Raw genomic sequence first — 23,132 nt, 5'->3', positions numbered from 1 at the left:
GCAGGAGGTGAAAGCCGTCGCGGTGTCAAAGCGACACCACTAACGCACCTTACCATGCAGCCGTCCTTACATTTGCTTGAACAGATGAACAAAACTGCGGCTCACTTCCAGCTTGTCGGGTCGTCCCTTGACCAGCACCAGCTGGCGTCCGCGCAGGTCGCGGGTGACGCCGTCGATGGCATCGGCATTGACCAGCGTCGAGCGATGGATTTGCCAGAACCGGGCCGGATCCAGTTCGGCCACCAGTTCGCGCACCGGTTTGCGGATCAGCGCTTCGAAACGCATGGTCTGGACCCGGGTGTATTTGTCATCGGACTGGAAAAACAGGATTTCGGCAACCGCGATGAGCCGTATTTCCTGCCCGACCGATGCCTGTATCCACTGCAGATAGACCGGCTTGGCCGCCAGTCCGAGCTGCTGCGTCAATTGGGCCAGCACGCCGTCGAGTGCGGCAGGCGGTGTTGCCAGCCGTGCTTTCAGGCGCGCCACGGTCAGGCGCAGGCGTTCCGGTTCGACCGGTTTGAGCAAGTAATCGATCGCTCCGCGCTCGAAGGCATCGATCGCGTACTGGTCGTAGGCGGTCACGAACACGATGTGGCTGGCATTGCCGATCGCCTGCGCCGCGTCGAGTCCGTTCTTGCCCGGCATGCGGATATCGAGGAACACGAAGTCGGGCCGGTGTTCGGCCGCCAGCGTGATGGCTTCGTCGCCGTTGCGGGCTTCGGCGATGATCTCGAGTTCCGGCCAGGCCTGGGTCAGGCGCAAGCGCAACTGGTCGCGCATCAGGCGTTCATCGTCGGCAATCAGGGCAGTAGGCATAGGGGGACTCGTTAGCGGGCCAGCGTGTAAGGAACTTCGATGGTGGCAATGACGCCACCGCTCGGGTTGGGCATGATGATCAGCTGTGCGTTGTTTCCATGCATCAAGGCAAGCCGCTCGCGGATGTTCTGCAAGCCGAGACCGGTGCCGTCGCTGGCAACCGCACCAAACCCGAGGCCGGTATCGGCCACCGAGACCCGCAATCTGTTGTGGGCAACTTCGGCCGAGATGCGCAGGCTGCCGCCTTCCGGCTTGCCTTCGAGTCCGTGCTTGATGGCGTTTTCCACCAGCGACTGCAGCATCATCGGCGGGAAGGCGGCGCTGCGCAGGCCCTCGGCGATACGGCAATCGACGATCAGCCGTTCTTCCATGCGCATTTTGAGCAACTCGAGGTAGGCGCTGACCATGTCGGCTTCCCGACCGAGGTTGGTCACTGGTGCGCTGTCGCGGATTTGTGGCAGGACGGCGCGCAAGTACTGGATCAGGCTGTGCTGCATGCGCGCGGCACGCGGCGGGTCGGTTTCGATCAGGTGTTCGACCGAGGCCAGCGTGTTGAACAGGAAGTGCGGTTCGACTTGCGCCTGCATCATCTGCATGCGCGCTTCGCTGACCTGGCGCTGCATTGCTTCGCGCTCTGCGGCGGCGTTGGCGATCACGGCCTGGGCTTCGGCGCGTTTTTTCCCACCCATCAGGGCCTTCGTGCCAAACAGACCTAGTACCAGCAACAGCACAAAATTCATGAACCAGTCGGACGAGGTTTCGCGCCAGGTCTCGGCTTTCCGGGTGGCTGCATCATCGACGGCGTCGGCGATGACTCCCTGCACTTGCTGGCTCACTTCGGGCGGCAGCTTGATGTGGACATCGTCATTGTCGGGAGCGCTGGCGCTGTCCGGCTTGTTATCGTGGATATGGATGCCGGTGGAATCGATGGTGATCCGGGATTCGCCGTTATTGACCAGCTTCGAACGGCCGCTGACCGGCTTGGCAGATGGTCCGTGCCCTGACACGTTGACCTTGTTACTCGACGTAAATAGGGTTTCCTGCGTGATCGCGCCGGCCGCCAGTACCAGCATTGCGAACAGGAAAAATTTCCACCACGACAGTTGCGTGACCCAGGTCGCGGTGGTATCGAATGCCCGCGCCAGTTTGTCAGGCAGGGTTGTCAGGAATTGCTTGCAGGTCGCGGTGAAGTTCGGGTTCATGGTGTGGGCCGGAATGGGACATGCAATTTGTTTGGACCTCAGTGTAACTTTCACCGTGGAGGTATGGCGTGCGGGTATTGGGAAAATGCAATGCCGGTTTAGCTCTTGTGGCCGGTAGACCGGACGTTACGGCCTTGCGGGATCGTTTGTGCCAGGCGATTTTTTTCGGCGGGGTCAAGTCGCTTGCCGATGATGACGACGGGCGGCAATACGATGACCGTAGTCTGGACTGCAATGGGGGTGGTGCGGATCCGGTCGTCGGCGTGAGCGGCGGTGGTGGCCATAGCAGCGAGCAGGATGAGGCTGAGGAGTGTGCGGAGCGGTTTCATTTGGCTTCCTTCCAGGGGTTCGTTGTGATGAACACACTGTAGGTAAAGGCCATTACGGTTGCCATGCGATTGTGACGATCTGCAGTTTCGATGGCATGAGGGTGCGAAAATGCGGGATGGGCTGTGTTGCCGGGGAGGGGCGTTTGCCTGGTGCGGAGGCGGTTGCTTGATGGCCGGTATCACTTTCCATCATTGGGCCGTGAGCATCGCAATCCACACGGCAAGCTTCGACAACATAAGACCGCCTATGACAATCTACGAAAACCGTTCTTTCTGAGCTTGTCGAAGGCGCACCTACCGGTACATTCCCGACAAGCTCAACCCGAACAGGATCGGCGGCGTCGTAGTTGGTGGTTGGAGGATAAATGTAGAGGTCTTACATCGAGGCCGGAATGGATTCGTTACACGGCGTTCGTGGCGAGGCGACGTCGCGGGGTTGCTGTCGAGCTTTGCGTGAAGCGACTTGCTTTGCGCGTGCGCTGGATGGCGGAAGACGTCGCAAGGTTTTCAGTGCCTCCGGATCCTTGATGCCTATCGAACGCTGATCGACGGTGATGAGTCCGATTTCGTTGAATGCCGACAAGGTGCGACTGACGGTTTCGAGTGTTAGCCCGAGGTAGCTGCCAATTTCGTGGCGTGTCATCCGTAGGTTGAACAGTTTGCTCGAGTAGCCCATTTCGGCATAGCGATCTGACAGCGAGACAAGGAATCGGGCGACGCGCGCTTCGGCGCTGAGCGCACCGAGCATGCTGATCATCGCTTGCTCGCGGACCAGTTCGCGGCTCATGACGCTGTAGATCGCGTGTTCGAATTCAAGATGGATACGACCCAGTGCGGTCAGTTTTTTGAAAGGAAGCAGGATCAGGTCGCAGTTGGACAGAGCCACGGCTTCGGAGGCATAGCGCCGTGTGTGGATGCCGTCGACACCGAAGAGGTCGCCCTTCATGGGAAAACTGAGGACTTGTTCGTTGCCGTATTCATCGATCAGTACCGTTTTCAGGAAACCGGAATGGACGATGTAGAGCGCATCGAACGGCTGACCTATTGTGTGTATGCGCTGTCCGGTTTTGAACTGTACGTGCTGGAACAGGAGTTCTTCGTCGGCGATTAATGAGGCAGAAGTCGGCGGGATACGCAAGACATCGCACAATTCCTTCAGGTTGGACCAGAGCTTGCCCTGACGTTGCCACCCGGTTTCGATCGGCGTGGCGTTCTGTGCGGGCGGGGTAGTTTCCGTTCGGATGGCAGATAGTTGCGTAGACAGCATAACCGACTCCTATTCCTAAATAAGCAGACTTCATTGATGCGGCCGGTGAGACGGCGCACTCGGTATATCGCGGACAGGGAGGGCGGTATCAACAATCACCGGAACCGCACCTGCTTCTGTGGAGGAAACCTCCGAATACATGGGTTCCGGCGTTTCAGGCTGTTCGGTGGTGGCGCACTGAAATCCGGAAACGATATCTGCCAGCTTGCATTTTTTACTATTGATGAACCTGATCACGACAGCTGGAACGGCCAGGTTCTTATTGTTGACCCCTGTTGAGAAGTTGGAATTATGGCAACTGTAAAGGTCAAATACTATCGGTAGGCGCTGAATAGAAACGTAGGGTTTGGTTGCTTGTTGTAGGGTTATTCCTACCGTACTGGCGACTTACGTCCGGTCTATTCTCTGCGTACCGGAATACTTGCCCTCTGCGGTGAATTCGCGATTTTCCTGCTGCGGGTAGGTGGCGTGATGTTGCCTGTAGTTCCGTGTGATGTCGTCCGGATGTTGATGCACTGCTCCAGTGTTGATGGCTATATCTTGAAGGGCTTTAGCAGCCGGCAAGCTACTGCGTACTGGACCAGTTCAGCCAGCGAGCTCATGCCCATCTTGTGCAGGATGCGGGTCTTGTGCGTACTGACGGTCTTGGCGCTGAGACGCAGCATGTCGGCGATGTCGGTAATCGTCTTGCCGCTGACGAGCAGGCTGAATACTTCGAATTCACGATCGGATAATTTTTTGTGGGGATAGTCATCGTCGGATGGCATGGCATCCATGGCGAGTTGTTCTGCGACTTCATTGCTGATGTACGGCCGGCCGGAGGCGACCTTGCGGATAGCGCTCAGTAATTGTGTTCCTGCGCTTTCCTTGGTCAGGTAGCCCCGGGCACCAGCGCGAATGGCGCGGATCGCGTATTGCTCTTCTTCATGCATGGTCAGGATCAGGATGGGTAACCGGGGCGCTTCATCCTTGATCTGGCGGATCAGTTCTACGCCGCTGCGTCCGGGCATCGACAGGTCCAGCATCAGCAGATCGAAACCGCCTTTGCGCACCTGGGCGAGGACCTCGAAGCCGTCCACTGCTTCGCCAACAACGTCGATATCGTCGGCACCTTCCAGAATGCGCTTGAGCCCTTCGCGCATGATGGTGTGGTCATCTGCAATCAGGAGTCGGATCATCCGGCGGATCGGCGCAACAAGGAAGATCGTCGGATCGGACCATGCGCAATTGTCGCGTGTTGGTCAACATCGAATCCGACCCGGCTATCCGGAACGGGCGGGCAGTGATGTGGTGAGTCACACATGGTCGGTTGGTTTCCTGATGAGAGTCGGTCTGAAAGCGTGCGGCCCGGCTGGAAAAAGCATGTGTCATTACTACGATGAGTCAGGTTTTTTCCCTCGCAACACGCTATCTGAAATTAATGCCGGCTGATTGATAAACCTCAAGGCCCAGTGGATTTCTGCGTGTCGATGTGGAGTTTTTGCGGCGGCAGGTCGGGTTGAGCCCTGCAAGCGGGTATGGAACAAGCCGGGCTGTAAAAAATGCCCGGCTGGTCAACGCACTGTGGCGTGTCAGGAGGTATTCGAGGAGTCCAGCGGCAGTTTGATGCGGATCGCGGTACCGCGATCGAGCCTGGTCTCGATGTGCAATACGCCGCCCAGCGCATCTACCCGTTTCTGCATGCCGGCCAGTCCGTAGGCTTCGGGGCCGCAAGGTTGTTGCGGGACGAAGCCGCAGCCATTGTCGGTAATGGCAAGCAGCAAATAGCCGGGCGGGGCCGCGACATCGATGGTGATCGCACTGGCGGCGGCATGCTTGGCAATATTGTTGAGGGCTTCCTGCACGATCCGGTACAAGGGGTTGGCCAGCGCCGCGCCTAACGCTGGCGGGGCGGATGGCAGATCAAGCTGGCAGGCAATCTGGTAGCGCTTGGCATGGCCGTCGACCAGTAGGGCAAGTGCCTTGAAAAAGTCGTTGTCGTGAACTTGTTCTGCTGACTGATCGGCCAGGATGCGACGTACCGAATCCATCATCTTATCGACCAGCCCGTCGATGCGGTCCAGTTGCTGCAGCGTGGCTGGCAGGGGTGGTGCCGGCGCGCCAGCCAGTTGCGTCCGTAGCAAGCCCATGTCCATTTTCATGGCCGTCAGCAATTGGCCGAAGTCATCGTGCATTTCCTGCACCAGATGTTTTTGCCAGTCGTCCCGGGGAGTGTCGCTGGCGTTGCCGGAGGGGAGTTCATTGAGCAGAATGGTGTAGCCGTGCTGGCGTTCACCGCCGTTCATAAAAAGCGTGGCCTCGAAGCCGAAGACGCTGCCGTTGCGCCGTCGCGCCTGCTGGCCTTGTTGTCCGCACAGCCGGTAGACGGCAACCTGTCCGGCCTGGAGTTCCAGCGGCGTGACCGGTCGCGCACCTTTGAGCCGGTGCGGTAGCAGTTCCCGCAGCGGCCTACCAATCAGGTTGTCGTCGCCAATGCCGAACAGGCGTCGGGCTGCATCATTGAACACGGTGATGCGGTTACGACGGTCAATGGCGATGATCGCCTCTTGGCTTAGCGCGGTCAGTGCAGCGAGTTGCAGTTTGGCCTGCCGGGTGTCGCTGGCCTCGGCACGTGCTCTCCGGCGGATGTTGCTGCGCCGTTGCAGCGCCTGCCGCGTCAGCCAGCATAGCCAGGCAGCCAGCAGCAGGCCGGTGACGGCAACACCGATCGAGGTGGTGGCGGGAATGCCGGGGCTGCCGGTTTCCAGCGTCCATGTCTGGCCATACAGATTGACCGGTCGCAGCGTGCGGTGCGTGGTCAGCAAAGTTCCGGGATTCTGGTAGAGCAATGCGCGGTGACCGGTGGCGGGCTGATCGAATAGTCGCAGCGACACGGTGGCTGTGCCGTCGGAGACCGATTGTCCTGCCAGCCCCATGAATGCAGCATCGATCTGCACGACGGTGAAGACAAATCCAACCAGCGTGTCGCGGCGCTGCGGGATGTTTTCCGGCACCACATTGCCGGGAAAAACTGGCACGACGAGCAGGAACTGGCCCGCCATGCCAGCACGTTCCGGCACGCTGGCGAGGGTGGCCGTGGCATTGTCGGTGGCACGCTGCAGCGCGGGGGCAAGGAGCGCGTCCGACATCAGGTCAAAGCCGGCACGGATCAACGGATTGTTGTTTTCCGGCGCGGCATACAGCACCGGCAGTGCCGCTTCGCGGGTACGGGAAGGAAAAATCCGGAAGCCGGTGCTGCCATCGGCGTGCATCGCGCTGATCAGCGCCAGTTTGTCGCTATCGGCGATATGTTGAGCGTAACCAAGTTGCTGCATGCCGGCCGGCAAACCCAGTCGTTGCAGCTGCTGCAGATAGGACTGCCAGTGCTGGCGTTGCACGATGCGATCGAGCATCAGCATGGCGGCGCTGCTGCGCAAGAGCTGGACCTGGCTGTCAAGGTGGCGCTGCAAGTGCGCAATCGTGTGCTGTGTCCGTTGTTCGGTATCGAGGCGGGCGATGCGTAATTCGGCACCGCGCACCACGAGGAACAGCAGCACTGTCACGATCAGCACCAGTGCCGGCAACAGCCAGGAACCCTCGGCGATGACGTCGCCGGGCAGCCACTTGCGTCGCCTGCGGAACAAGTGTGAGGAAGAGCGGAAGTCGGGAGTGGACGATGACATGAAGGGTGCACGGATCGTGGTTGGAGCGTTACCGGGCCGGGTTGGCCCGGTAACGTCTGGCGATCTTACCAACAGTCGTTCCGGATGGGCGCGTCGATTGCGCGCTCATGCACAGTGCTGTGGCCGCAGCGCGTCGTTGCAGCCACTCACCAGCAATTTGCCGGTGCTGCGGACACCTTTGCAGCGGTGGTTTATTGCATGAACCAGCCATGGCTGACGACCACCGACTGGCCGGTCAGGGCGCTGGTCGGGAACGAAGCCAGGAAAACAGCGGTGCGGGCGACGTCGGCGGTGGTAGTGAACTCACCGTCGACGGTATCTTTGAGCATCACAGTCTTGATGACTGCCTCCTCGCTGATGCCGAGTGCCTTGGCTTGCTCGGGGATCTGGCGATCGACCAGCGGTGTGCGTACGAAGCCGGGACAGATCACGTTCGAACGGATGCGATGCTTGGCACCCTCCTTGGCGACCACTTTGGCCAGGCCGATCAGTCCATGCTTGGCGCTGACATACGGGGCTTTCAGCGGCGAGGCTTCGTGTGAGTGGACCGAACCCATGTAGATGATCGCGCCGCCGTTGCCACCGGCGATCATGGCGCGCATGCAGGCGCGGGTGGTCAGGAAGGCACCATCGAGATGGATCGCCAGCATTTTTTTCCACTTGTCGAGCGACAGGTCGACGATCGGGCTGATGATCTGGATGCCCGCATTGCTGATCAGGATATCAACGCCGCCCCAGGCTTTTACGACGGCAGCGATGCCGTCATCGACCTGGGTTTCGCTGGTGACGTCCATGACCACGGCCATGGCCTGGCCACCGTTCTTGATGATCTCGTCGGCGGTGGCCTGTGCAGCCTCCAGCGCGAGGTCGGCGATGACGACGCGGGCGCCTTCCCTGGCGTATTCAAATGCAATTTCCTTACCGATTCCGCTGGCGGAACCGGTGATCACGGCAACTTTATCCTTGAGTAACATGAGTTATCCTTTGTGGCTGTTGTATGGGCGTCGTGGACCTGCGCGACACAGTATAACTACCGCGCTTGGAGCTACAGCGGGCGTTGACGCTGACGCACTTCGCCGCTACCCTGCTGCGCGATGCGCGGGCCGGCCTGACCTTGCAGATGTTCTCCTCTTTTCTACTTCTTCCTGATCGACCACACCATGGAAATCCAGCTCGGCGATGTCGGACACATTATTCAACTGGCGATTGCGCCGGTCTTTCTGCTGACCGGTGTCGGCACCAATCTGGTGGTGCTGACCAACCGGCTCTCGCGCATCATCGACCGGTCGCGCGTACTCGAAGAACGGATCAGGCCGGGCGATGCGACCGACCCGGCCGATAGCGCGGAAATCAATGTGCTGTACCAGCGCGGCCACCTGATCAATGTCGCCATCACCCTCAGTACCGCCTGTGCCCTGCTGGTCTGCCTGGTCATTGCGACGCTCTTCATGGGTGACGCATTCGAACTCAATATCGGTAAATTCATCGCGGTACTGTTCGTACTCGGGATGCTGTCGCTGATCGGCAGTTATTTCTTTTTCATGCGTGAAATTTTCATCGCTACCAAAACCCTCACGATGCGGCGCCTGCTGCTGCGGGTGCGCTGACCGGTCCGGTGACTGTGGAAAACCGCTATTGCCGATATCATGCGGCACCCGCACTATCCGCCGCTTGTTTTCCACGGGCGATTTTTTCCGCCCATTCCTGACCGGAGTTCCAATGTCCCGCCCCCCGCTTTACAAATCCCTGTACATCCAGGTGTTGACCGCTATCGTCATCGGCGTCGCCCTGGGCCATTTTTATCCTGAGTCCGGCGCGGCCATGAAGCCGTTCGGCGATGGCTTCATCAAGCTCATCAAGATGATCATCGCGCCTATCATTTTCTGTACCGTGGTGATCGGCATCGCCGGTATGGAAGACATGAAAAAGGTCGGCAAGACCGGCGGCCTGGCATTGCTGTATTTCGAAGTCGTCAGCTCGATCGCGCTGATCGTCGGCCTGGTCATGGTTAACCTGCTGCAACCGGGTGCGGGCATGAACATCGATCCGGCCTCGCTCGATACCAAAGGCATCGCCAGTTATATCGCCCCCGGCAAGTTGCAGAGCACCACTGACTTCCTGCTCAATATCATCCCGACCAGCGTCGTCGATGCGTTCGCCAAGGGCGAAATCCTGCAAGTGCTGATGTTTTCCATCCTGTTCGGCTTCGCGCTGCACCGGGTCGGCGGTCGCGGCACGCTGGTGTTTGATTTCATCGAAAAGACTTCGCATGTCCTGTTTGGCATCGTCGGCGTGATCATGAAGTTAGCCCCGATAGGTGCATTCGGCGCGATGGCCTTCACCATCGGCAAGTACGGTGTCGGTTCGCTGCTGTCGCTCGGAAAACTAATGGGGACTTTTTACGGTACCTGCCTGATTTTCATTTTCCTGGTACTCGGTTCGATCGCGCGGGCGCACGGCTTCAGCATCTGGAAGTTCATCAAGTACATCAAGGAAGAACTCTTCATTGTGCTGGGGACGTCGTCGTCGGAATCGGTCCTGCCACGCATCATGGTCAAGATGGAAAACCTCGGCGTTAAAAAATCCGTCGTCGGCCTGGTGATACCGACCGGGTATTCCTTCAATCTGGACGGTACGTCGATTTACCTGACGATGGCAGCCGTGTTCATTGCCCAGGCGACCAATACGCCAATGTCGTTGATGCAGCAGATCACGCTGCTGGCCGTACTGTTGCTGACATCGAAGGGCGCCGCCGGTATCACGGGCAGTGGTTTCATTGTGCTGGCAGCGACCTTGTCGGCGGTCGGCGGCGTGCCGGTTGCCGGTCTGGCGTTGATCCTCGGCATCGACCGCTTCATGTCGGAAGCGCGGGCCCTGACCAACCTGATCGGCAATGGCGTTGCCACCGTGGTAGTCGCCAAATGGACCGGCGATGTCGACATGGATAAGCTCAAGCACACGCTCGACAATCCGAACGCAACTGAAACCGACGAGCCGGAAGTGCTGGCCGAGAAAACCCACGGCGTGCCGCAAGCGCCGTTGTAATCACGGGTGGGTTCGTCGTTGCCCCTGCATGCCGGAGCTCTCTGGCATCGCCCGCCATGTTCACCATGGCGGTTTTCATCAGCGCTAAGTGGTCACGGTGAACAAGGTAAGCGACCTCATCGGGGTATCTCCTCAGCCGCAATCATCCCCATGACCTCGAACAAGGTGATGGCTTGACGGACCGCATCGGCGCGGGCGCGGAGCAGGTTTTGGCGGTTGGTCAGTACGATGCGCTGTGCATCGAGCACATCGATGAATCCGGTCAGTCCATTGCTGTACAGCGTGCGCGCCTGAGACAGGGCAGCGTCGGCGGCGGTGCCGGCACGCTGCAATGCCGCTATCCGTCTGTCGAGACCTTCTGCGGCTACCAGCGCAGCTTCGGCCTGCTGCAGCGCCTGCAGCAGGGTTTGGCGATACAACTGGCCGGCCTCGCGCACCCGTGAGCGTGCAAGATCGACTCCGGCGCTGCGCTCCCCGCCATCGTACAAGACCATGTCGAGCACCGCAGACACACTCTGACTGACGATGCTGAGTACGCCACCACCCAGCCCGGCGGCGGTCAGCGCAAGCGTGCCGGGCAAGCGCAGACGCGGATAAAAAGCAGATTCGGCGACGCCCAGATTGGCTGCAGCCACGGCCAGGGAACGCTCGGCAGCGCGCAAATCAGGCCGCAGGCGCAGCAGGTCGATAGGGCGTGGCACCGGCTGTTGGCCCCGGAGCCCGGGTAAGCGGACAAGACCGTTGGCACCGTCCATTGCTTGCGGTCGCTCGCCCGCCAGCACTTGCAAGGCCGCCGTCTCTTGTCGCACACGCACCGAGGCATCAGCGCTATCGGCCTCGATCGTGGCGGCATCGGCGCGCGCGCGGTCCAGGTCGATTTGCGGTGCCAGCCCGGTGCGCACCAGCACCTGCACGACACGCTGCACCTCTGCTTGCATGGCGAGTGCGTCCGCCAGCAGCGCCTGATCGAGGCGCGCTTCCTGCCATTCCACATACGCCCGCGCCGTCAAGGCAGCCACGGATAAACGCGCCGCCTGCACCAGGTCTTCAGTGCGCAACACGGATGCGGCCGCCGACCTTTCGGCCTGGAGCAAACCACCGCCCACATCAAGGTCCCAATCCAGCGTCACTTCCACACTGGCATCGCCGGCACCTTGGCCGGATGTGCTGCCGCTGCGGGATTCAAGGCCGGCTGCTGCACCGATCAATGGCCGGCGCTGCGCCCGCGCGCCGCGCAGCAGCGCCCGGGCTTGCACGACCCGTTCGCGGGCGATGTCGACGCCCGGATTGTCGGCCAGCGCGCGCTCGACCCAGCGGCCCAGCACCGGGTCGTCGAAACGCTGCCACCACAGCAGGTCCGACGCCAGCGGCATTGGTGCCCCGGGCGGCGCGGCGGCAAATCGATCTGCGCCGGTGAGCCCCAGCGTGACCGGCGCGGGCGGCGCGGTCACGCTCGCGCAAGCTCCTAATGTCAAGGTCAAAGCGATCAGGGCGATGCGGTGCCTCATGCGGAGTCCCCTTCCTGCGCCGTCGCCAGCTTCATCTCCGCGGCGAGCAGCGCCCCTTGACTGGCGCGCGGTTTGGCAAAGCGTGCCAGACCGAGGTAGATCACCGGCGTCAGAAAAAGCGTGAACAGCGACGCCAATGACAATCCGCCAAAAATCACCCAGCCGATGGATGCGCGCGACTCGGCACCGGGGCCGCTGCCCAGCACCAGCGGCAGTGCACCCAGCACGGTCGACGCCATGGTCATCATGATGGGACGCAAGCGCGTGACTGCGGCTTCCTGGGCTGCTTCGAGCACGCTGCGCCCCGCGTCGCGCAACTGGTCGGCAAATTCAACCATCAGGATGCTGTTCTTGGCCATGACGCCGACCAGCAGCAAGAGTCCAATCTGGCTGTAAATATTGAGCGAGGTGCCGCTCAAGGTCATCGCAAATACCGCCGCAGCCAAGCCGAATGGCACGGTGATGATCACCACGGCAGCGCTGGTGATGCCCTCGAACTGTGCCACCAGCACCAGAAACACGACCAGCAAGGCAATGGCGAAGGTGATGGCGACATCGCGCCCGGTTTGTTCCAGCGTCGCTGCATCACCCCGAAACAGCAGGCCCATGCCGGAGGGCAGTTCCTTCGCGGCCAGCGCGCGCAAATCATTGACCGCCCGTTGCAGTGGCATGCCGTCGATGGCTACTGCACTGAGCTGCACGGCACGGCGCTGGCCGAGGCGCTCAAGTTCGGAGGCAATGGCGGTTTCTTCGAGTTTTACAAACTGCGACAAGGGCACCAGACGCTCCCCGCCCGCGCCGCCGGCGCGTACGCTGTACGCCAGCAGGTCTTGCGGATCGGTCGCCCGATAGGCGTTCGAATCGAGCATCACGAGCAAGTTGCGGTCGTCGACCGTCAGCTCGGCAATTTCGGTGCCGCTGACCAGGGCCCGCAGCATGAGGTCGAGTCCCTCGATCGACACGCCGAGTTCGGTGGCGCGCTGGCGATCTATCTTCAGTGTCAGCTGCGGTTGGGCCACGGTGTACTCGACCCGCACGTCACGCAAACCGGGCAGATCGCGTTCGATGGCTTGCGCAAAACCGTAAGCCGCGTCGGCGATGCGCGCGTAGTCATCGCCCGTCACGCCCATTTGCACGCTGCCGTCGCCGCCGCCTACACCCAAACTGTTGCCACTACGGATGCGCACGCGCACGCCGGGCAGTTGGTCCAGCTCGCGTTGCAGCCTTGCCGTGAGTTGCGCCTGCGATACCGACCGCTTGCTCCAGTCGGTCAGGGGAGCGACGATTTCGGCGCGGTTCAAGTCATAGCGCCCGGTGATGGTGAAAATGTTTTGCACCAGGCCTTCGTCCTGCAAGGGGGTGACGATGGCCAGCGCTTGCTCGAGCTGGCGGTCGATGTAGCCCAGGCCAACGCCGCTGGGCCCCTCCATCCGGATCGACAGCAGGCCGCGGTCCTCGGTGGGCGTAAGTTCCGAATTGAGCTGCGTGTAGCTCCAGACGGCAGCGCCGGCGAGCAAGCCGCAAGCAGCCACCACCCACCAGGCCCGGCGCAAGGCAATGGCCAGGCATCGGGCATAAGCGTTGGCCGCGCGTTCTCCCCAGTGCGACAGCTTGCGCCAGAGTGGTCCGGGGGGCTTTTCTTCGGGCAGGCGCGAGGCGATCATCGGCCCCAGCGTCAGCGCGACGAAGGAAGAAATCGCCACCGCGATGGCCATGACAAAACCAAACTCGGCAAACAGCCGGCCCGCCGCCGACGGCAGAAACGAGATCGGAACGAACACCGAGACCAGCGTGGCGGTGGTGGCGACGACGGCAAAAAACACCTCCCGCGTGCCCAGCACCGCTGCCGCTCTCGGACCTAAACCCTGGCTGCGTCGACGTTGGATATTTTCGAGAACGACGATCGCGTCATCCACCACCATGCCGGTCGCCAGCAGCAGCGCCAGCAGGGTCAGCAAGTTGACTGAATACCCCAGCAACCAGATCGCCGCCAGGGTGCCGATGAGGGCAACCGGAATCGCCACCACCGGTACCAGCGTGGCCCGCCATTGGCCCAGAAAAATACCCACTACCGCCACCACGATCAGCACCGCCAGCGCCAGGCTGCCGAGCACTTCAGCAATGGCGCCGCTGATGAACGTGGCGTCATCCGACACCACGGTAATTTGCAGATCAGCGCCGTCGCGGTTGAGTCTGTCCACCACGGCGCGCACGCCTTTTGAGATGGCGACGGTATTCGATTGCGCCTGTCGCACGATGCCCAGGCTGATGACGGTTCGTCCATTGAGCCGCACATAGGACGTGGCTTTGGCCGGGCTGTAGGAGATGTCAGCGACTTCGCCGAGTGCCAGGCCCGGACGCAGTTGCAAAGCCCGCAAGGCTTCCGGCGAAGTCACCGAGGCGTTGGCGCGCACCAGCACCTGCTGGTTGGGCGACTCCAGACTCCCGGCAGGAACATCGAAGGGCGCGGTGCGCAGCAGCGTGGCGAGGTCGCTCACCGCAAGCTGGTGCGCCGCCAGCCGCAATGGATCGATACGTACCAGCATGACGCGCTCACGCGAGCCGAACAGCGCGATGTCGGCCACGCCCTCGACCGCAATCAGCGCCGGTTCGATCTGTTCTTCGACCACGCGCGAGAGCGCGTCAATCGCCAGGGATTGACTGGACACGGCCAACTGCAGCACCGGCTCGGCATCGGCATCGGCTTTCACGATGGTGAGGTTTTCAACGCCTTCCGGCAGATCGCGTTCAACGCGGGCGACCGCGTCGCGCACATCATTTGCCGCAGTCACCAGATCGACGTCCGGGTTGAATTCGATGATCACGCGCAGATTGCCTTCTTCGCTGGCAGAGCGCACCAGATAGACCCCCGGTACACGGGAGGCGGCGCCTTCAATCAGACGGGTTACTTCGGCGTCAAGAGTTTCGGGAGCGGCACCGGGATAGTCCGCGCGGACTGCCACGATCGGTCTATCGATGTTGGGCAACTCACGCACTTCAACACCCAGCAAGGCACCGATACCCGCGATCACGATCAGCAGGTTGATGACGATGATCAGCCAGGGCCGGCGGATCGACAGCGCCGGCAGATCGTTGGCACGATCATCGTTCATCGGGCGGCGCTGCTATCGGCCGGCTTGCCCACAACCCGCACGTCACTGCCTTCACGCAGTCGCTGCACGCCTTCCACCACCACGGTCTCGCCGCTGGTCAGCGCACCGTCGACCAGCACGTGACCTGACGTGCGCCGCACCGGACGAACCGCCACCTTTGCCGACTTGCCTTCGCGGATGACCCACACAAAAGAGCCGTCGCGGCCCCACTGCAGGGCCAGTTCGGGCACGCTGACGAATGTTTTTCCGGGCATCGACAGCCGCACCGCGAAAGACATGCCGGGACGCAGCAGATCGGCCGTGTTGGCGACGCTTGCCCGCACCCGCACATTGCGCGACACCGGATCGACGCGGCTGTCGATCCCGGACACCTTGCCGGCAAATGAACGATCGGGATAAGCGGGGTTGACTGCCGCGATCAGGTGGCCTGGTGCGATACGTGCCAGATAGGGTTCGGGGACCGCGAAGTCGATGAGCAGCACGCGCCGGTCATCGATGGTGGTCAGCGCGCTGCCGGTCGTGACCCGGTCGCCGCGCTCGATATCAGACAAACCGACGATGCCGGCAAACGGCGCGAGGACGACCCTGTCGGCCAGGGCGACGCGGGCTTGCGCCAGGGTGATCCGGGCAGCACGCAACACCGCAAGTGCTTCGTCGAGAACACGGTCCGGCACTGCACCGGTTCCTCTTGTGGCCTCGTAACGATCGGCCAGCACTTTGGCCGCATCGACCTGTGCCGAGGCCAGCTCAACGGCCAGGCGTTCCTGTCGATCCAGCAGGCGCAGCAGCACTTGTCCGGCACGAACGGCCTGGCCGGTAACAAACGCGACCTCGACAACCTCTCCGGCAACTGCCGGAAAAATCACCACCGAGTGCTGCGCAGAACCGCTGCCGATGATCTCCAGATCGACGTTGTCGCGGGCACTGGTACTGGCCGCCACGATCACGGGCATCGCACCGGCCGCGACCTGCGCGGCTTGCGCCAGCGCGGGGCCGGGCAGCAGGAGCAGCGCAGTCAGAATGAGGGCGGGGGCAGGGAAAATAGTCAGCAAAGCGTGATGGATGTGAAGGAGTGGACCCGCAAGGGATGAGTCTGGAGTCGCGCTCCATCAGTGCGCGCAGAGTAACAGATAGGTAGATAGGCGATTGAGACGCAGCAGCGGCGTTTGCCCGCATCATGGCATCATGGTTTTCTGATCTTCATAGCCAAGGCTCGCCGATGACTGCCCCGACAACGCTGCAACCGATTGTTCCTTCCACTTCCAAAAAAACCGACGGTGTGCCGCGCATCGTCGTCGTCGGCGGCGGTGCCGGCGGGCTGGAGCTGGTGACGCGTCTCGGGCAACAGCTCGGCAAGTCGGGGCGGGCCGAGATCGTGCTGGTGGACCGCTCGCCGTCGCATCTGTGGAAACCGCTGCTGCACGAAGTCGCTGCCGGCAGCATGGATGCCAATACCCATCAGGTCGATTATGTCGCGCAGGCGCGCTGGCATCATTTTGAATTCCAGCAGGGCGAGCTGCGCGGACTCGACCGCGCGGCCAAGCAGCTCAGCGTCGCGGCACTGATCGATGACGAAGGCATCGAGGTACTGCCGGCGCGCACGCTGGCCTACGACACGCTGGTGCTGGCGATCGGCAGCATGACCAATTATTTTGGCGTCGAGGGTGCCGCCACGCATGCGATGGCGCTCGATGCGCTGGGCCAGGCCGAACATTTTCGCCGTCGCCTGATTTCGGCCTGCATGCGCGCGCAAAACACCAGCGCGGCCACGCCCGGTGCCGCCTCGCGGGTCGATGTCGTCATCGTCGGCGGCGGTGCTACCGGTGTCGAGCTGGCCGCCGAACTGCGCAATACCGCGGAAGTTTTCGGTGCCTACGGCCTGCATCATCTTGATGGCCAGCGCGATATTCACCTGACGCTGGTCGAAGCCGGGCCACGCATTCTGGCGCCGTTGCCGGAGCGTGTCGCGCTGCAGACCGGCAAGCTACTGGAGCAATTGAACGTGACCGTTCTGACCGGCGAAGCGGTGGTCAAGGTCGAGGCGCACGCAGTGCTGACCGCCAGCGGCAAGTCCCTGCCGGCCGACCTGATCGTCTGGTCGGCCGGTATCAAGGTCGCGCCGATTCTTGGCGAGCTCGGCTTGCCGGTCAACCGGCTGGGCCAGGTGCCGGTGCTGGCCAGCTTGCAGACCGAAATCGATCCGGCGATTTTTGCGATGGGGGATTGCGCCAGTTGCCCCTGGCCGGAAAAAAACACCACGGTGCCGCCGCGCGCGCAGGCGGCGCATCAGCAAGCCGGTTTTCTGGTCAATGCGCTGCGCTTGCAGCTGGACGGCAAGCCGCTGCCGGCTTTTCGATTTCTCGATCATGGCTCGCTGGTGTCGCTCGGGCGCTTCAATGCAGTCGGCAATCTGATGGGAAAACTGACCGGCAAGAGCTTGCTGATCGAAGGTTTGCTGGCCCGTTTGCTGTATGCGGCGCTGTACCGCTCGCACCGGATGGTGCTGCTAGGGCCAATGCGGATGCTGCTGGATTTGCTGGCGCAATGGCTGCGCGGCAAGACGGTGCCGCGCATCAAGTTGCACTGAGGCGTGCAGGCGCTTGCTTTAGCGTAGTGCCGAATACGCCGTCGGCACCAGCAACTGGTTTTCGATCCGTTCAACAATGATGCCCTCGGCTTCGGTGGCGGCGCGCTGCGCCAGCCAGTCGGGATCGCCGGCAAAAGCATTCCATTTGGTTTCGCGTTCGGCCAGGCTGTCCCACTGCAGCATATAGGTCAGCGTCTGGTTGCTCTGGCCGACCAGCGTGGTCCAGAAACCAACCTGGCGGATGCCGTATTTTTCCCAGAAGCCGAGCGTGATGGTCTGGAAGCGATGGTTCAGCGCCGGCAGTCTGCCCGGCGCGCAATGGTAGGTGCGCATTTCGTGGATCATGAAATTCCTTGTGGTTGAAGGCTGAGCTCAGCCTTGTTGCGTGGCGAAGAATCGCATCATTTCGCGGGTCGCGTGCGGGCCGCGGGCATCGGTGTAGGTGCCCTTGCTGCTGCCGCCCGACCACGCATGGCCAGCGCCATGGATCAGCCACTGCTCGGCCAGGGGCGAGCCGTCGCGCTTGCGGTGCAGGGTGCGGGTGTACGAATGGCCGTTCGGGACCCGGCCGTTTTCGGTCGACGACGGCGTATCGCTGCGCACATGCTGCTCGATGAGCTGCTCGCCATTGCGCGGATGAACGGTCTTGTCGTGATCGCCATGAAACACGATGATCGGTCGCGTGCCGCTGGGCAGCGATTGTGCCGAGCGGGTTTCGTTCATGCCATTGCGCATCGCTTTCATCGCCGACATCAGGTCAGTGGCTGCCGCGTAGGGCAAGCCGGAATGGATGCCGACGGCGGCATACAGCTCAGGATAGGTGCTCCCCATGATGGCAGCCATCGCGCCGCCGGCCGACAGTCCGGCCACATACACCTGCTTTGGTAGCACGCGGTAGTCGGCCATGACCTTGCGCGTGATGTCGGCAATGATTGATGGCTCGCCCTGTTCGCGCTGCTGGTCGACGGCATTGAACCAGTTCCAGCACTGCGAGCCATTGGCCGATTTCGATTGCGCCGGATACAGCACGAAGCAGGGCGTCAGTTCGGCCTGGGCATTCATTTCGGTGCCGGCCGCAAAGTCGTCCGGATTCTGGGTGCAGCCGTGCAGCATCACCACCAGCGGCAGTGGCTGTCCGGTATAAGCAGCGGGGACGTACAGCTTGTACTGGCGGGTGCCGGCGGCATTGGTGAGCGTGCCGGACAGGAACTGGCCGCGTTCGGTGGCAGGCGGTGGCGGCGTGCCCGCCGGCGGTCGTACGCCGAAGCGGTCCAGCAGGTCCGCCACGAAGGCCGGCACTCCCGCTGGCGTAATGACTTCCGGTGCCGGTGGTAACTCCCGTCCCGGCGGTGGCGGATTGATGTCCTTCATGACCGGGCGTTCCGGCGGCGGCACCAGGCCGGGCAGGGCGCGTTGCAGAACGCGCTGGACCAGGCTGGTGGCGATACCCTTCGGGCCGGATTGCAGCAGGCTATTGGCCTTGCGCATGAGTTCTTGCATGTCGTCGTTCAGTTTCATGGGTGTCCTTCGTTAGTGGATACGGTCTGCCAGGGCGCGCTTGACTTCATCGCTGGCATGCAGCGCGCCCAGCACGACAATAGATTCGATGGAAGCCAGCGCAAGTTCGGCGCTGACGTCGGTGGCGATGCTGGCCAGTCCGAGGATCTGGATCTGTAGCTTCTGGCCCGCCAGTTGTGCGGCCTCGAGGTCGCTGCGGGAATAATGATGCAGCCCGAGAACCAGGCTCTTGCGCGCCACGGTCTGGCGCAGGATGTCGGCATGGGTGCCAAGGTGGTTGCGGATTGCGGTACGGATCAGGTCGGTGCGGTTCGAGTAAAAGCCTTCCTGCACCAGCAAATCGATTTGTCCGAGGTCGATCAGGCCGAGATTGATCGTGATTTTTTCGCTTTCGGCGATTTTCGGTATGACTCGGGCGGGGCTGCCGGGTGTGCGCATGGGAGCTTTCTTCGGGTGAATTCTGATAATGGCATCTGCATGGCATCTGTGCGCCATCTGATTGGATGGAATTATAGGCGGATGCGCGTACACGTCAACCCGTCATGCGCATCAAGCCGCCGTGCCCGGCTGTCCCGTTTTAGTTCGGGTAGTACTTTGGTCCAATGGCAATGCCGGTGTGGTCGGCTACCATGCTGTCAATTCATCAACTGTATTTCTTTCCGGAGATCCCCATGGCCACTGCAGCGAATACGTCCGTCAAGCCCGTCACCGCCGGCACCAAGGCCGGCAGCATCGGCACCGTCAAGCTGGTGGTTGGCGAAGTCACGGCGACCGATCAGAGCGGTGTCCAGCGGGTCTTGCATGAAGGCGACCAGGTCAGTGCGAATGAGCTGATCCAGACTTCCGCCAATGGCGCGGTCGATATCCAGTTCGTCAATAACACCCATGTTGATCTTGGTCGGAGTTCACAGATCGCGCTGGATGACAGCGTCTTCGATCCGCGCCAGGCGGCGACCGACCAAAGCGACATCGCCGCCATCCAGGCCGCGATTGCCGCCGGTGCCGATCCGACCACGCTGGTACCGGCAACGGCAGCCGGTGCCGGTGCCACCGACGACGGCGGCAGCAGCTTCGTCGTCGTGGACCAGAATGCGGCACGTGGCAATGTCACGAGCGGCTTCGATACCGCAGGCGGTTTTGCCGTCCCGCCCATTCCTCTTGTCAATGGCGGCTTGCAGCCGGTGGCAGCACTGGCCGATACGCCACCCGAGGTGCCGCCTGCAGTACCACCTGTAGTGCCGCCCGAGGTGCCGCCCGCAGTGCCGCCCGTAGTGCCGCCCGTAGTGCCACCTGTAACGCCACCGGAGGTGCCACCCGAAGTTCCACCCGTAGTGCCGCCTGAAGTGCCACCCGAAGTGCCACCCGTAGTACCGACGCCGCCAGCCACTGCCAACGACGCCATCACGACCAACGAAGACACCCCCGTCAGTGGCTCGGTGGCCACCAACGACACGCCCGGATCCGCCGGCGGTAATGTCTGGACCATCGATGCCGGCGCGACCCACGGCACCGCAGTGATCAATCCGGATGGGTCTTACACCTACACGCCGGTAGCCAATTACAACGGACCGGACACCTTCACCTACAAGCTGACCGACGCGCTCGGCAATGTCAGTTCGGCGACGGTGACGGTGACGGTCAATCCGGTCAACGATGCGCCGGTGGCGGTCAATGACAGCTATGTCGTAGGGCAAAACCTGGTGCTGAACGGCACCACGGTGCTGGCCAATGACACCGACGTCGAGGGTAATGCGCTGACTGCCGGCCTGGTCACGCAAGCTGCGCACGGCGTGGTGGTCGTCAATGTAGACGGGACATTTACCTACACGCCCGTCGCGAACTACCACGGTCCCGACAGTTTTACCTACCGGGCCAATGACGGTACGGCCAACAGCAACGTTGCCACCGTTACCATCGACGTCAATGCCAGCCCGGTCGGTGTCAAGGAGCAGTACGGCCTCAAGCAGGGCGGCACGCTGTCGGTGTCGGGCCCGGGCGTGCTGCAAAACGATACGGACCTTGACTCTGCTGTCCTGACAGCGGTGCTCTCGCGCGATGTCCAGCACGGATCATTGACGCTCAATGCGGATGGCTCGTTCAATTACGTGCCGGTTGCCGGCTATGTGGGTGGCGACAGCTTCATTTATCGTCCTACCGATGGCATCACGCTCGGCAAAGCAACGACGGTATCGCTGTTCATCCTGCCGGTGACCGACGTCAATGCCGGCGCCGTGTCGCTGAAAACCGGCGCAGTGCCGGTGCTGAGCGCATTCAATGATTTCAATGGCGGCAGTGCCGGCGGCTGGGTTGCGCATAATACGGTCACGGGCGCTACCGGATCGGTCGAGATCAATCCGGAATCGGTCTATGGCGGCCTGTCGACGACCAACCGGGTGCTGGAAGTCGAATCGACACCCGGCATCAATTCGCTGCAACAGGTATTTGCCACCCACAGCGGCACCGTGTACCAGCTTGATGTCGACTTTTCGGCGCGCACGACGCCGGGTGCGGCAGGCGACAACAGCACCTTGCAAGTGCTGGTCAACGGCGCGGTGATTGGCGTGATGCCCGGTGGCGAGAGTTTCGGCTTGCTGCACCATACGTTTTCATTTGCCGGCACCGGCGGCAACGACCTGGTCGAATTCCGTGCGCTCGATGGCAAGGTCGACACCCTGGGCGGGGTAATCGATAACCTCCGCCTGACGCAAACCGCCAGCGCGTATCAGGATCATGCCGCCTTGCTGCCATCGATCACCGGCGTATTCAGTGACGCCGCCGGCCATGCCGCGAACCACACGATTTTCCTCAGCGGGATGCCGGTCGGCACCAGCGTGACGGACGGTACCGCGGCGCATACCTTCGTCGCTACCACCACCGGTCAGACCATTGAGATTTTCAATGCCGACTCTGCGGCCGGGGCGAACTGGAACCTCAGCACGATCTCGGTGAGCGCACCGGCGGGCTACGCCGGGGCACTGCAACTGACCGCAACAGCCAGCGCGACCGAAAGCGGAACAGGCGGCGCGGTCACGACGGCGACGCATGATTTCGTTCTCAATTACAGCGCGACCAGCTTCAGCGGTACAGCCGGTGCCGATATCGTCCATGGCACCACCGTCAACGACATCATCAGCGGCGGGCCAGGCGACGACATGCTGAGCGGCGGTCCGGGCATCAATACCTTTGTCTACAAGAACGGCGACCTCGCGGCCGGTAGTGGCGGCGACCACATCCTCGATTTCAAGGTAGCCACCGCGTCGACCGCCGGTGATGTGCTCGATATCGGCGACCTGCTGTCAGGGCACGGCATCGACCACACGGCGTTCGCCGGCCACGAAGCCAATTTCCTGCAGGTGACCACTACCGGCGGCGTGACGTCGATCCAGTTTGATGCCACCGGTGGCGGCGGCACCGGTGCGCCGTCGGTCCCGCTGGCGACGCTCGATAACGTGGGTCCGGGCGTCACCCTCAACGGCCTGTTGGCACATGACCAGATCCATGGCGTCTGATCCGGTCAGCCATCCCGACGGCCAGGATGGCGTGCTGCGGCACGCGGACCTGCTTGCCGATGCCGGCGTGCCGATGCCGTTACCGGAGTCACCGCCCCTTGTGGCACCGGTGCCGGTAGTCCATGCCGATACCTTGCAACTGGCCGACCTGCTCGATGGCGGCAACGCGGGGCTATCCGTTGCCGGCGGCTTCGTCCTGTTCGAGCACCAGCACACGCCCGGCAGCATGCTGGTGCGCGTCCTGCTCGAAGGCGCGGATCACCACCAGTTGTTCGACATCGGCACTCTCGCGGGTGGTCCTGATCTCAATAGCCTGCTCGGGCTGATCGTGCCGGACGGCCCCGCGGGCTGATCATCACGGTGTGTGGCAGCTGTTGACCGCGTGCGTCAGTGCGGCATTTCCAATGGCAAACGTTACATGGGATTTTTTTCATGCTCATGGAAAACTACCAATCTGAATGGAAACCTTCGCCAGTCGCCGACTGTTTCATTCGAGACTCAAATATGTCACGCATATGTCTGTGCCATTTCCATTGAAAATAACTTCTGCTATATTCAGTGCCGAATTGACAA

The 23,132-nt window shown here is 61.8% G+C and carries 18 protein-coding genes; 5 read left to right on the top strand and 13 right to left on the bottom strand.

Annotated elements, in window-relative coordinates:
* Positions 1-66 precede the first annotated feature (66 nt).
* From RHM62_RS16910 to RHM62_RS16880, 7 genes are all read right to left on the bottom strand, one after another.
* Complete coding sequence (locus RHM62_RS16910) at positions 67-819, bottom strand: LytTR family DNA-binding domain-containing protein (protein ID WP_322123214.1); 753 nt, start codon at positions 817-819, stop codon at positions 67-69.
* Positions 820-830: 11 nt separating this feature from the next.
* Positions 831-2,021: a sensor histidine kinase gene (locus tag RHM62_RS16905; RefSeq protein WP_322123213.1), complete on the bottom strand. Its 1,191-nt coding sequence runs from the start codon at positions 2,019-2,021 to the stop codon at positions 831-833.
* Positions 2,022-2,119: 98 nt separating this feature from the next.
* The gene (locus RHM62_RS16900; protein WP_322123212.1) at positions 2,120-2,350 is read right to left on the bottom strand and encodes a hypothetical protein; all 231 of its coding nucleotides are present in this window, start codon (positions 2,348-2,350) and stop codon (positions 2,120-2,122) included.
* A gap of 376 nt (positions 2,351-2,726) precedes the next feature.
* The gene (locus RHM62_RS16895) at positions 2,727-3,551 is read right to left on the bottom strand and encodes a Crp/Fnr family transcriptional regulator (protein WP_322125434.1); all 825 of its coding nucleotides are present in this window, start codon (positions 3,549-3,551) and stop codon (positions 2,727-2,729) included.
* A gap of 599 nt (positions 3,552-4,150) precedes the next feature.
* Entirely contained in the window at positions 4,151-4,795 is a 645-nt protein-coding gene (locus RHM62_RS16890; RefSeq protein WP_322123211.1) for a response regulator transcription factor, read from the bottom strand.
* A 393-nt stretch (positions 4,796-5,188) separates the two neighbouring features.
* Positions 5,189-7,279 carry a CHASE domain-containing protein gene (locus RHM62_RS16885; RefSeq protein ID WP_322123210.1) on the bottom strand — a complete coding sequence of 697 codons (2,091 nt, stop codon included), beginning with the start codon at positions 7,277-7,279 and terminating at the stop codon, positions 5,189-5,191.
* 191 nt (positions 7,280-7,470) lie between these two features.
* Positions 7,471-8,253, bottom strand: a complete 783-nt coding sequence (locus RHM62_RS16880; protein WP_322123209.1) for a 3-hydroxybutyrate dehydrogenase — start codon at positions 8,251-8,253, stop codon at positions 7,471-7,473.
* Positions 8,254-8,439: 186 nt separating this feature from the next.
* Here RHM62_RS16880 and RHM62_RS16875 point away from each other — a divergent pair, with 186 nt between their 5' ends.
* Together RHM62_RS16875 and RHM62_RS16870 are read left to right on the top strand one after the other, a co-directional pair.
* Positions 8,440-8,886 (top strand): DUF2721 domain-containing protein, encoded by a 447-nt coding sequence (locus RHM62_RS16875; RefSeq protein ID WP_322123208.1) that lies wholly within the window; start codon positions 8,440-8,442, stop codon positions 8,884-8,886.
* A gap of 112 nt (positions 8,887-8,998) precedes the next feature.
* The gene (locus tag RHM62_RS16870) at positions 8,999-10,324 is read left to right on the top strand and encodes a dicarboxylate/amino acid:cation symporter (RefSeq protein WP_322123207.1); all 1,326 of its coding nucleotides are present in this window, start codon (positions 8,999-9,001) and stop codon (positions 10,322-10,324) included.
* Between the two features lie 116 nt (positions 10,325-10,440).
* Here the strand turns inward: RHM62_RS16870 and RHM62_RS16865 are convergent, their stop codons facing one another.
* Genes RHM62_RS16865 through RHM62_RS16855 form a run of 3 tightly spaced genes read right to left on the bottom strand, consistent with a single transcriptional unit; the run spans position 10,441 to position 15,997 of the window.
* On the bottom strand, positions 10,441-11,832 hold the full coding sequence (locus tag RHM62_RS16865) for an efflux transporter outer membrane subunit (protein WP_322123206.1): 1,392 nt from the start codon (positions 11,830-11,832) through the stop codon (positions 10,441-10,443).
* Complete coding sequence (locus RHM62_RS16860) at positions 11,829-14,945, bottom strand: efflux RND transporter permease subunit (protein WP_322123205.1); 3,117 nt, start codon at positions 14,943-14,945, stop codon at positions 11,829-11,831. The genes RHM62_RS16865 and RHM62_RS16860 overlap by 4 nt, the downstream gene beginning before the upstream one ends.
* Positions 14,942-15,997: an efflux RND transporter periplasmic adaptor subunit gene (locus RHM62_RS16855; RefSeq protein ID WP_322123204.1), complete on the bottom strand. Its 1,056-nt coding sequence runs from the start codon at positions 15,995-15,997 to the stop codon at positions 14,942-14,944. The genes RHM62_RS16860 and RHM62_RS16855 overlap by 4 nt, the downstream gene beginning before the upstream one ends.
* A 167-nt stretch (positions 15,998-16,164) precedes the next feature.
* Between RHM62_RS16855 and RHM62_RS16850 the strand changes: the two genes are divergently transcribed.
* On the top strand, positions 16,165-17,532 hold the full coding sequence (locus RHM62_RS16850) for an NAD(P)/FAD-dependent oxidoreductase (RefSeq protein WP_322123203.1): 1,368 nt from the start codon (positions 16,165-16,167) through the stop codon (positions 17,530-17,532).
* Positions 17,533-17,550: 18 nt separating this feature from the next.
* Here the strand turns inward: RHM62_RS16850 and RHM62_RS16845 are convergent, their stop codons facing one another.
* The 3 genes from RHM62_RS16845 to RHM62_RS16835 are packed head-to-tail and all read right to left on the bottom strand — an operon-like array spanning position 17,551 to position 19,488.
* A complete protein-coding gene (locus tag RHM62_RS16845) occupies positions 17,551-17,877 on the bottom strand; it encodes an NIPSNAP family protein (RefSeq protein WP_322123202.1) in 327 nt (108 codons plus the stop codon).
* A gap of 27 nt (positions 17,878-17,904) precedes the next feature.
* Positions 17,905-19,050 (bottom strand): PHB depolymerase family esterase, encoded by a 1,146-nt coding sequence (locus RHM62_RS16840; protein WP_322123201.1) that lies wholly within the window; start codon positions 19,048-19,050, stop codon positions 17,905-17,907.
* Positions 19,051-19,062: 12 nt separating this feature from the next.
* Entirely contained in the window at positions 19,063-19,488 is a 426-nt protein-coding gene (locus RHM62_RS16835; RefSeq protein WP_322123200.1) for a CopG family transcriptional regulator, read from the bottom strand.
* A 233-nt stretch (positions 19,489-19,721) separates the two neighbouring features.
* Between RHM62_RS16835 and RHM62_RS16830 the strand changes: the two genes are divergently transcribed.
* Positions 19,722-22,559 (top strand): retention module-containing protein, encoded by a 2,838-nt coding sequence (locus tag RHM62_RS16830; RefSeq protein ID WP_322123199.1) that lies wholly within the window; start codon positions 19,722-19,724, stop codon positions 22,557-22,559.
* Positions 22,549-22,911 (top strand): hypothetical protein, encoded by a 363-nt coding sequence (locus RHM62_RS16825; protein WP_322123198.1) that lies wholly within the window; start codon positions 22,549-22,551, stop codon positions 22,909-22,911. Before RHM62_RS16830 ends, RHM62_RS16825 begins: the two co-directional genes overlap by 11 nt.
* Positions 22,912-23,132 lie beyond the last annotated feature (221 nt).

This window comes from Actimicrobium sp. CCC2.4 (genome assembly GCF_034347385.1).
Classification (GTDB): Bacteria; Pseudomonadota; Gammaproteobacteria; order Burkholderiales; family Burkholderiaceae_D; genus Actimicrobium.
The sequence above is the reverse complement of the archived record's forward strand: the minus strand, read 5'-3'. Positions and strand labels throughout refer to the sequence as shown.